Genomic DNA, 9,839 nt, shown 5'->3' with positions numbered 1-9,839 from the left:
TCTCTCCTCCCCTTGTCTCCTCCCTGGTCATCCCCCTCTCCCCCCCCCCCTCCGCCCGCCCCCCCGCCCCCCCCCCCCGCCCCCCCCCCCCCCCCCCCCCCCCCCCCCCCCGAATCCAAAAAAAGAGAGTAACGAAAGCTGGAAAAAAGCTCTTTAAATCAATAAACAATTGATTTTTTCTTACCTAAATTAGGAAATCGACAAATCGTTTTATTTTTATCACTCCTCTTTCGATTTCATATTCTTTCCATCCGAAATATGAAGTCTGCGGAAAATAAATCCGGAAATGATCGTTAAAATTCCCACAGTAAGAAAAGTATAACGGAAAGCATTATGAGTTTCTCCGTGAATAAGGTCTGTATTTTCGAAAATTTTAAGCACGATTAATCCAAAAGCAATTCCGAATCCGATGGCAAGCTGCTGATTAACGGATATAAGTGAATTTCCACTGCTGGTCTGAAAATTTCGAAGATCCGCAATAGAAATTGTATTCATGGAAGTAAACTGAATGGAATTAAAAAATCCCAAAATGGAAATAATAGGAATAAACCAATACAATGAGGTGTTGATATCGGGAATCGCCAGAAGACAGATCAGCGTTCCGATAATAAAAGTATTCGTCATTAAAGTCTGTCGGTAACCAAAACGGTCTAAAATTTTTATCACGTATGATTTTCCGAACATTGCAGTTAAAGCCATCGGAGCGATGATCCAACCGGAAGTTACTGCCGACTGTTTATAGGCAATCTGAATCATTAACGGTAAAAGCAACGGAACAGAGCTGATTCCTAATCTGGTGGCAAGATTTCCGACAATTCCGACTCTGAAAGTTCTTACCTGAAATAAATTTAAAGGAAAAATAGGGCTTTCATCACGTTTAGCGTGTTTGTAATAGTAGTAGAGACAAAGAAATCCTAGAATGAAAATGACCAGAACCGGTGTTGTATTCTGTATATCTCCGAAAAGCTCCAAAGCAATGGAGAGCAGGAGAGAGGCTGCTGCAAAGATTAAAAATCCTTTCAGATCAAAATCAACGTCTTTGGATGTATAGTTGGGCATGAATTTTATGCCTAAAACAATTCCCAGAATTCCGATCGGGATGTTAATTAAAAAAATCCAGTGCCACGAAAGATAATCTACCATATAACCTCCCACCAAAGGACCGAGAACGGGACCGATCAGTGCAGGAATAATGGCAAAGTTCATCGCTTTTAATAATTCACTTTTATCGAAAGTTTTAATTAAAGCTAATTTTCCGACAGGCGTCATCAAACTTCCTCCAATACCCTGAATAACACGGGAAATAACGAGCTGTGTAAGATTTTGAGACATGGCACAGAACAGAGATCCGAGACTGAAAAGAATCAGGGAAAATATAAATACTTTTTTGGTTCCGAAACGGTCTGCCAGAAATCCGCTTGCCGGCATAAAAACGGCTAAAGTAAGAACATAACTGATGATGGCGTTCTGCATATTCAGCGGAGATTCCTGAAGGTCTTTTGCGATGGAAGGCAAAGAAGTATTCAGAATAGTGGAATCCAGCATCTGCATGAATATTGCCGTTGCAAGAATCAGCGGCAGAATTTTTTTAATTGAATTTTGGGGCGGCGAAAGTGTTTCTGACATGTATTTTCACTGGAAAAGCTTCCAGATTTCGTTTGGTTCAAAAAAAAAGAGAATGTAATTTTCAGAGCAATTTTTATTCCTTTTAATAAAGAGAAAGTGTTAATCGATGGATTAAGCTGTCATTTCCACGAAGGAGAAATCTATTTGCCGCAATATTTTTCCTGATATTCCTCAACTGTTAGCTATTTTAAGTTTTTGATGATGTTATCAATAACGACATTTATAATATTCTATTTTCTTAAATTTTACGATCAATTGTGAATATTCGTGCAAAAATTTGTGTCATTGGTATTAAAAAAAATTCCAATAAAAAAGTCCTGCGAAACTTTACAGGACTTTTTAATTTATTTTCTTGGTTTTTCAACCCCTTTCCATTCTTCGCCGGCTTTTCTGTACTGGCTTAATTCGAAAGTTTTGAAATCTTTTGTTTTGTATTCGATGTTATCTGTGTTTTGCTCAAACGGCATGATGTAGTAGAAATCTGCATCTGTTCTGTCCGTTTTTGTCCCTTTTTTCACAGAAGGAACATATTTTGAGAATTTATAGCTCGGAAGATACTGTTTCACTCTCGCATAAAACGCTTTATTTTCTTTCTCTTCAGGAATAATATCTACAATATTGAAATCTTCTTTTTCTTTATTGATCCAAAGATAATACGTTTTATCTTCTCCTGTATTTCTGTTGTTGGAGTTGAAGGCATAAAGCTCTTTAGGAACCAGTTCTTTGATCTTTTCTGCATCAACTTTTGTATAATATTGTCCTTTAGAAGGATCTACATACGTTTCCAGATTGTACATTAAAACAGAATTGTTATCCAGATTCTTGTTTTTGAAATACTGGTTTAACGATAATTCTGCCGTCTGTCTCAGTTCTTTACCTCTTGCATCCAGTTTTTTAGTCGGATTCTGGGGATTTACTTTTTTTACAAATTCATATAAAACTTTTGGTTTTATATCTTTAAGGTGAGGATACGTTTTCAGTTGTTCCGCTTTTACCAGCCAGTAATATTGTTGGTAGAAGTCGTCTTTATCGCCATCTTTCACACTTTTATACACCATTGCCAGTTTTTTGGAGCTAAGATATTTACCATATTTTCCCTGTCCGAAAGCAAAAGTCATGGATAATAAAGCAAATAAGATAGTAATGTTTCTTCTCATTTTTTTATAATTGATATTTTCGTTTTCCAAATATAATTATTTATTAGATAATATATTTGATTAACGGTTAAATTCTGACAATATTATTGATGTAAATGCAAAAGAAAATCCTGTATTGCTACAGGATTGATAAATTTTTATGTAAAGTTTAGATTTTTAGGGTTTAGTATTTCGTTTCAGAATGCTCATCTTCTATTTGTTAACCAAAAATAGGGAAGAATAAAAAATATCTCAAAAACTCAAAAAACGCTCACACTCTCATACTTCCGAATCTACTCACCGTAAGACGTTTCATGCACTTTTACCGCTCTTCCGCTAGGATCGTTCATGTTTTTGAACGCTTCATCCCATTCCAGTGCAATTGGCGTAGAACACGCAACGGAAGGAACCGAAGGAACTGTTGCAGCCGCAGTTTCACTTGGGAAATGCTCTTCAAAAATTGTTCTGTAACGGTATTCTTCCTTGTTTTGAGGCGTATTCAAAGGGAATCTGAATTTTGCATTTGCCATCATTTCGTCTGTTACTTCTTTTTCAGCAACGGCTTTTAAAGTATCGATCCATGAATAACCGACTCCATCCGAAAACTGCTCTTTCTGTCTCCACACAATAGATTCCGGAAGAATATCTTCGAAAGCTTTTCTCAGAACCCACTTTTCAATTTTTCCTTCAGCAGCATTTACCATTTTATCTTTCGGATTCACAGTCATGGCAATATCCATAAATTCTTTGTCTAAGAAAGGAACTCGCCCTTCAATTCCCCAACTCATCAACGCTTTGTTGGCTCTTAAACAATCGTACAGGTGAAGTTTTCCTAATTTTCTTACCGTTTCATCATGGAATTCTTTCGCATTCGGAGCTTTATGGAAGTATAAATAACCACCGAACAGTTCGTCAGAACCTTCTCCGGAAAGCACCATTTTAATCCCCATCGATTTAATCACTCTTGCCAAAAGATACATCGGCGTTGAAGCTCTCACTGTCGTTACATCATACGTTTCCAGATGATAAATAACATCACGAACCGCATCCAGACCTTCCTGAACAGTAAAATTAACTTCATGGTGAACCGAACCGATATGTTCTGCTGCTTTCTGAGCTGCTGCCAAATCCGGCGATCCTACCAAACCGACTGCAAAACTGTGCAATCTCGGATACCAAGCTTCCTGTGTATCTCCGCTTTCCACTCTCTGTCTTGCAAATTTTGCCGTAATCGCAGAAATTACGGAAGAATCTAATCCGCCTGAAAGCAAAACTCCGTAAGGAACGTCACTCATCAATTGTCTGTGAACCGCATCTTCCAGTCCTTTTCTTAATTGTTCAATATCCGTTTCATTATCTTTTACGGCATCAAAGCTTTCCCAGTCTCTTTTGTACCACTGCTGAAGTTCGCTTCCGTCTTTGCTGTACACCAAATGTCCCGGTAAAAAAGTTTCAATGGCTTTGCAGACTCCTTCCAGCGCTTTCAGTTCTGAAGCAACGTAATAGTTTCCGTTTTTATCCCAACCGTGATACAAAGGACAGATTCCCATGTGATCGCGTGCAATGAGATACACATCATTTTCTGTGTCATATAAAGAAAAGGCAAAAATTCCGTTTAATTTTTCAACAAAATCTTTTCCGTATTTTTGATATAAAGCTAAAATAACCTCACAGTCTGACTGTGTCTGAAATTCATACTCAGGAAATTCTTCTTTCAGTTCTCTGTGATTGTATATTTCACCGTTCACGGCAAGAACTATTTTTCCGTCTTTTGTAAATAAAGGCTGTTTTCCGGAGGTAGGATCCACGATGGCAAGTCTTTCATGAGAGAAAACCACTTTATCATTCTGGAACACTCCGCTCCAGTCCGGACCACGGTGACGAATTTTTTTAGACATTTCAAGAACCTGAGGTCTTAACATTTCAGTTTTTTGTTTGGCATCAAACAAACATACAATTCCACACATTTTTTGTTATTTAATTTGAAACAAAAGTAGAATAGCGGTTTAAAAATAACAACAAAAATTTTAAATAAGTTAATATTTTTAATTAAATAATTTAAAATGAAGTATAAATTTAATTATTTTAAATATAAAACAAGGTTTTTAGTTGATTTTTTTAACCCAGATGTTGGGTTTATTCATTACATACGAAATTATTATGAGATATTTCTTAATGTATGATAATTTATTCTACAAATTTTAGCCCTTACTTTGTGGCTCGAAATAATTTTTTTTCATCATTTGTGTTTTTACCTTCTTGCAATTCAGTTTGCGAGAAGGTTTTGTTTTATTGAGACCCTAACAGAACTCCCGAAACATTCCATGAACTGAAGCTTGTCCCCTCAGTCTGACCCTGCGGAATTTTTACCTGAATGGTATGTTTTCCGGCTTTTAAATCTCCAAGCTGAATAAAATTGGGATTGGTAACCGTTCCGGGACACCAGTTCGATCTGCTGAGGTCTGATGAAGAAAGTCCGTCCGGAAAATTTCCTGAAGCGGGATTATAAAGACGATAAGATCCGCAGTCGGTTCTCCAAGGTGTAAAAGAGAAGGTCATTTTTCCGTCTAAAAAGATCGAGTTGGCTTTGGGTACAAATTCATCGCCGTTTTCCCAGCCTCCATGACCGGTAGTTGTATATTTCAACTGGGCATTTTTTAAATCCTTTTTTAAAGTAAACTCTACAAACAGTCCTTTATCATTATTAAACATGGTAGAATAATCCTGTCCCGCCATTTCCATGAGGTTTAAAGTATTGAATAAAGGAAGGACCGCATTGTTTTTATAAACGGTCTGATCGCTTTTGTGAATGGTGATTTCCAGGCTGACTTTATGACCGCCTTTATCGTAATTTCCGATGAATGTCCCGATCCATAATTCCTTTTCAGAAAGGGAAGGTTTAAGGTCTGTAATATCTTCACGATACGGACTGATAGTTTGCCAGTTTTTATCTTTTAACTGAATATGATTGAATTTATTGATCCCGAAAGCCGTGAAAAATCTCATCATTTCTACCGCGGGATTATAATTTTCCGTTGCTGTAATTCCGTAATATTGTTTTCCGTTTCCGTTCTCATACACTGGAAGTGTTTTTACACCTTTTTCCAGTCCGTCGAAAAACGAAAGCGATTTGTCTTGGGGTACAAAAAATACGGTTCCGGTTCTATCGTATGCATCGCCGTTGGATTGTTGTTTTAATTCAACGAAAATATTTTCGCCATCAGAAATTTTTGGGAACTTAATTTTTTTCATAATAATGGTTCCGTTGGCGAATCTTTTTATGTTTTCGTCAGATTTAGATTCATCTGAAAAATTAATGGTTTCATGATCAAAAACTTTCAGGGTAGTGAATCTGCTTTTCCACAAAAGATCTCTGTAACCTAACGGATCGGTTGAATTAATCGATCCTTTAAGAATCGTTTCAATGTCAGTTTTCTTAACTTTTTTAATAGATTGAGCCGTGATCAGAGAATTTTTATTTCTTTCAATTTCCAGAACAAATCCCAGATTTTGTCCGATTACAGAAGGTCCTCCCTGAATTTTCAGATCGTTGGTATACCAGACTTCAATGGTATTGGAATTGATTTTGGTAACTGCTTTTTTGCAAGTGTATCCCAAAATTTTCTTGGTTTCATTGGTAAATTCAAAAGTCTGTTTTGCCACAGACTCTTTATCTGAAGTTGAAATAATTTCGTCAGATTTTAAAAACGCATAAGAAATTACCGTATTCGAAGGTTTTTCAATTTTCGTAATTTCGAAAGGGAAATCTGCTTTTTGTTCTCTGATTTTGTTATTCAGGATAAAATTTTCCTTTTCATTTGCCCAAACTAAGGTGGAAGACTGTTCCGTTAAAACTTTTCCGTTGGATGAACTGAGGTACTGTACTTCATACGTCTGAGCAAAAGATAAACAGCATAAAAAAGTAAAGAAACTTACTAAAATTTTTAGATGCATAATTTGAAATGGTTTTAGCAAAGATAATTGTTAACTGAATAGATATTATTTAGAAATTCATTTTTATATTGTTAGAAAATAATTGCCTGTAATTTATCTTGTTGGAAATCTTTGAGTTCTTTGCTGAGTGACACGCCTTTGCGAACTTAAAAACAGCTGGTATATAAAAGAATCTTAGCGATCCCTTTGCGTTAAAAAGCAGTATGATTAATATCAGATATCAAATTAAAAAGAAGATATAAAGATTTAAAGATTACGAAATATAAATGTCACAAAAAAACTACCCTGAAAAGAGTAGTTTTGTTCATTATATAAAGAATGTTTTTTAAGAAACTCTTTCAATTAAAGCCATATAGAATCCGTCATAGCCTTCACTTGGCATTACTTTTTCGTCTTTAATCATTTTAAAGTTAGGATTGTTTCTGATGAATTCATCAACCTGTAAATTATTTTCAGAAGGTAAAATAGAACACGTTGCATAGACCATTTTTCCGCCTTTTTTAAGCATTTTAGAATAATCCTGAAGAATCTGCTGCTGTTCAATTTTAATTCTGTCGATAAAAGCCTGATCGATTTTCCATTTGCTGTCCGGATTTCTTTTTAAAACGCCCAAACCAGAACACGGAGCATCGATCAATAATCGGTCTGCTTTTTCATGAAGCCTTTTGATTACTTTATTATCAGAAATCATGCGGGTTTCAATGTTGTGCGCTCCGGCTCTTTTTGCACGTCTTTTCAGTTCGGCAAGTTTCCAGTCGAAAATATCCAATGCGATGATCTGTCCTTTATTGTGCATTAAAGCGGCTAAGTGAAGCGTTTTTCCTCCTGCACCTGCACAGGCATCAACAACTCTCTGCCCTTCCTTTACATCAAGGAAATACCCGATTTTTTGAGAAGAAGCATCCTGAACTTCAAATAGACCTTCTTTAAAAGCGGTCGTCAGGAAAACATTCTTTTTTTCCTCCAATTGTACTGCATCCGGATAATTTTTAATAGGATAAGAAACGATGTTTTCATCGGAAAGATCAGAGATAAGCTCTTTCGTTGTTGTTCTCAGAGAATTTGCTCTTAAAACAGTCGGAGCCTGCTCGTTTAAAGCATACATTTCTTTTTCCCACTTTTCACCCAGTTCTTTTTCTAAAGTTTCGGCAAGCCATTCCGGAATAGAATGCTCGATTGCTTTTGTAGGAACGGTTCCTTTTTTCAGTTTGGTAAGAATGTCGGCGATTTTTATACCGTCGAATTCTTCAAATTTCTTATAATTGGTTTTGCTCCAAAGAAGATAAGCAATGATTAATTTATAAATATTGTTGGGTTTTACGCCTTCCCCCATGTAATATTCAAGGCGTTTTTTCCAACGGATGATGTTATAGAAAATCTCAGAAACCACTGCTCTGTCCTGGCTTCCCCATTTTTTATTCGCTTTCAAAAGTCTTTCGATTACTTTATCGGCGTATTTATTTTTTTCGAAAAATGTTTCCTGCAAAGCATCGTGAATTCCGATTGCCAGGTTTCTGTGTATCAATTCCATAAAATTGGGTTCTGCTATTTTGAATCTGCAAAAGTACGAATTTCTGCTGAGAATTTCTGTTTCAAAATTTTAGTCTGTGAATTCAAAATTTTGCTTTGGGCTTTCTCTGTGGTTAGAAAAATAGAAAAACAACTGAATAATAACCAATACAACGATCATCATAAGTTGCGAGTTGGCTGTATCCGATCTTTCTTTGTTGATTTTCTGATATTTGTAGATCTGGGATTTTGAATATTCTTTAGATTCATTCAGATTCTGAAAACGGTCGACTTGGGAAATTTCTTCATCAACAAATATCATTGTGTAATTAGGAATTAAGTCAACCTCATTAAATATCTGAGCAAATAACCTGAAAAACAGGACTAAAGAAATAAAAATCAAAAATCTACGGATATATCTCATGTTATTAAATTTTAACTGAATATATTAAAAAATTAACTTTGCAAAAAATTAAAAATATGAGTGATACTGTACTTTGTCCTAAATGCAGCTCCGAGTTTACTTATCCGAGCGATAATATGATGGTTTGTTCCCAATGTTTCTACGAATGGAATCCCGAAGAAGAAAGCGCAGATGCGTCAAATTCAGGGAAAATCTTAGATTCTAACGGTAACGAGCTTCAGGATGGAGATTCTGTGGTGGTTATTAAAGATCTTCCCGTAAAAGGTGCTCCAAAACCTGTAAAAGCAGGAACAAAAGTTAAAAATATCCGTCTGAGACCGGACAGCGATCATAATATCGACTGTAAAATCGATGGTTTCGGTTCTATGGCGCTGAAGTCTGAATTTGTGAAAAAGGCTTAATTTTTAACAAATTTCAGCATTTAAATTTTTGTAATGCAGAACATTTTAAGGAATATTGCTGCAAGTGTCATAGGATTTATTGTATCGTGCATTGCTTTCCTTATGTTTTTTAAAATAGAAGGTCAAGGTGGTGTTCTGGCATTGGTTTTTATATTTTTACTCTATGTTATCTTACTAATATATAGTCTGGTTACAGAAAATGTTTTGTTTTTTCTATATAAAGGTAATTCCGAAAATGCTTTTGGGGTTACTTTTTCTATGCTTTTTATTTTTTCGGTTTTTTATTGTGTCTACTCAGAAGATTATGAACAAGTATTAAATGCTGTTTCGTTATCTATATTCTTTATACTTCAAATTGGAGGATTTTTCTATCAGAAGAGGAAAATAAAGCAATAAAAAAAGGAAAGAATTGGACAGGGTAATCTTTCAAGAGACGGCATTGTTTGCCTAGAATAAACGGATTTCGTCTCAGGAGGCAGAAAGAGAATTAACCAAAAATTTCCTTATGCTGTTGACATACAAATGTAAGAAAAAGTTTTAAAACCAATTCTTATGTTTGTATTTTTTTTATCCACAAATTCACAGTAAGTAGTGTAAAGTGTGATTGTTACATTTTTTTTAGGAGCTATTTCCAGCTTTCGCTACTCGCTTTCTCGTTGGTTTCGGGGGGGGGGGGGGGGCGGCCCCCCCCCCCCCAAAAAAACGCGGCGGATGTGGGGGGGGGGGAGCACCCCCCAAAAATAAGACGGGGGGGGGGGGATAAAAAAAAATATGTGTGTGTTAAAATTT

At 35.9% G+C, this 9,839-nt stretch carries 8 protein-coding genes; 2 read left to right on the top strand and 6 right to left on the bottom strand.

What is annotated here, in order from left to right:
• Positions 1–219: 219 nt before the first annotated feature.
• From WFH39_RS21110 to WFH39_RS21085, 6 genes are all read right to left on the bottom strand, one after another.
• Positions 220–1,626 (bottom strand): MFS transporter, encoded by a 1,407-nt coding sequence (locus tag WFH39_RS21110; protein ID WP_336691362.1) that lies wholly within the window; start codon positions 1,624–1,626, stop codon positions 220–222.
• Between the two features lie 344 nt (positions 1,627–1,970).
• Positions 1,971–2,783, bottom strand: coding sequence for a hypothetical protein (locus WFH39_RS21105; RefSeq protein WP_214588727.1), 813 nt, complete (start codon positions 2,781–2,783; stop codon positions 1,971–1,973).
• A 272-nt stretch (positions 2,784–3,055) separates the two neighbouring features.
• Positions 3,056–4,729: an asparagine synthase B gene (asnB, locus tag WFH39_RS21100; RefSeq protein WP_336691361.1), complete on the bottom strand. Its 1,674-nt coding sequence runs from the start codon at positions 4,727–4,729 to the stop codon at positions 3,056–3,058.
• A gap of 322 nt (positions 4,730–5,051) precedes the next feature.
• Positions 5,052–6,716: a GLPGLI family protein gene (locus WFH39_RS21095; protein WP_336691360.1), complete on the bottom strand. Its 1,665-nt coding sequence runs from the start codon at positions 6,714–6,716 to the stop codon at positions 5,052–5,054.
• Positions 6,717–7,041: 325 nt separating this feature from the next.
• The gene (locus WFH39_RS21090; RefSeq protein WP_336691359.1) at positions 7,042–8,247 is read right to left on the bottom strand and encodes an RsmB/NOP family class I SAM-dependent RNA methyltransferase; all 1,206 of its coding nucleotides are present in this window, start codon (positions 8,245–8,247) and stop codon (positions 7,042–7,044) included.
• A 69-nt stretch (positions 8,248–8,316) separates the two neighbouring features.
• Positions 8,317–8,649 carry a hypothetical protein gene (locus WFH39_RS21085; protein ID WP_336691358.1) on the bottom strand — a complete coding sequence of 111 codons (333 nt, stop codon included), beginning with the start codon at positions 8,647–8,649 and terminating at the stop codon, positions 8,317–8,319.
• A gap of 56 nt (positions 8,650–8,705) precedes the next feature.
• Between WFH39_RS21085 and WFH39_RS21080 the strand changes: the two genes are divergently transcribed.
• Positions 8,706–9,050 carry a zinc ribbon domain-containing protein YjdM gene (locus WFH39_RS21080; protein WP_076395707.1) on the top strand — a complete coding sequence of 115 codons (345 nt, stop codon included), beginning with the start codon at positions 8,706–8,708 and terminating at the stop codon, positions 9,048–9,050.
• A gap of 33 nt (positions 9,051–9,083) precedes the next feature.
• The gene (locus tag WFH39_RS21075) at positions 9,084–9,446 is read left to right on the top strand and encodes a hypothetical protein (RefSeq protein ID WP_336691357.1); all 363 of its coding nucleotides are present in this window, start codon (positions 9,084–9,086) and stop codon (positions 9,444–9,446) included.
• Positions 9,447–9,839 lie beyond the last annotated feature (393 nt).

This window comes from Chryseobacterium sp. MMO-72 (assembly GCF_037146035.1).
Taxonomy (GTDB): domain Bacteria; phylum Bacteroidota; class Bacteroidia; order Flavobacteriales; family Weeksellaceae; genus Chryseobacterium; species Chryseobacterium indicum.
Note: the sequence above shows the minus strand (reverse complement) of the source record. Positions and strands in the feature narration are given on the sequence as shown.

Coding starts and splice junctions, on each gene's coding strand:
- WFH39_RS21110 (WP_336691362.1), bottom strand. CDS start 1,626: ATGTCAGAAACACTTTCGCCGCCCCAAAATTCAATTAAAAAAATTCTG.
- WFH39_RS21075 (WP_336691357.1), top strand. CDS start 9,084: ATGCAGAACATTTTAAGGAATATTGCTGCAAGTGTCATAGGATTTATT.
- WFH39_RS21095 (WP_336691360.1), bottom strand. CDS start 6,716: ATGCATCTAAAAATTTTAGTAAGTTTCTTTACTTTTTTATGCTGTTTA.
- WFH39_RS21105 (WP_214588727.1), bottom strand. CDS start 2,783: ATGAGAAGAAACATTACTATCTTATTTGCTTTATTATCCATGACTTTT.
- WFH39_RS21090 (WP_336691359.1), bottom strand. CDS start 8,247: ATGGAATTGATACACAGAAACCTGGCAATCGGAATTCACGATGCTTTG.
- asnB (WP_336691361.1), bottom strand. CDS start 4,729: ATGTGTGGAATTGTATGTTTGTTTGATGCCAAACAAAAAACTGAAATG.
- WFH39_RS21080 (WP_076395707.1), top strand. CDS start 8,706: ATGAGTGATACTGTACTTTGTCCTAAATGCAGCTCCGAGTTTACTTAT.
- WFH39_RS21085 (WP_336691358.1), bottom strand. CDS start 8,649: ATGAGATATATCCGTAGATTTTTGATTTTTATTTCTTTAGTCCTGTTT.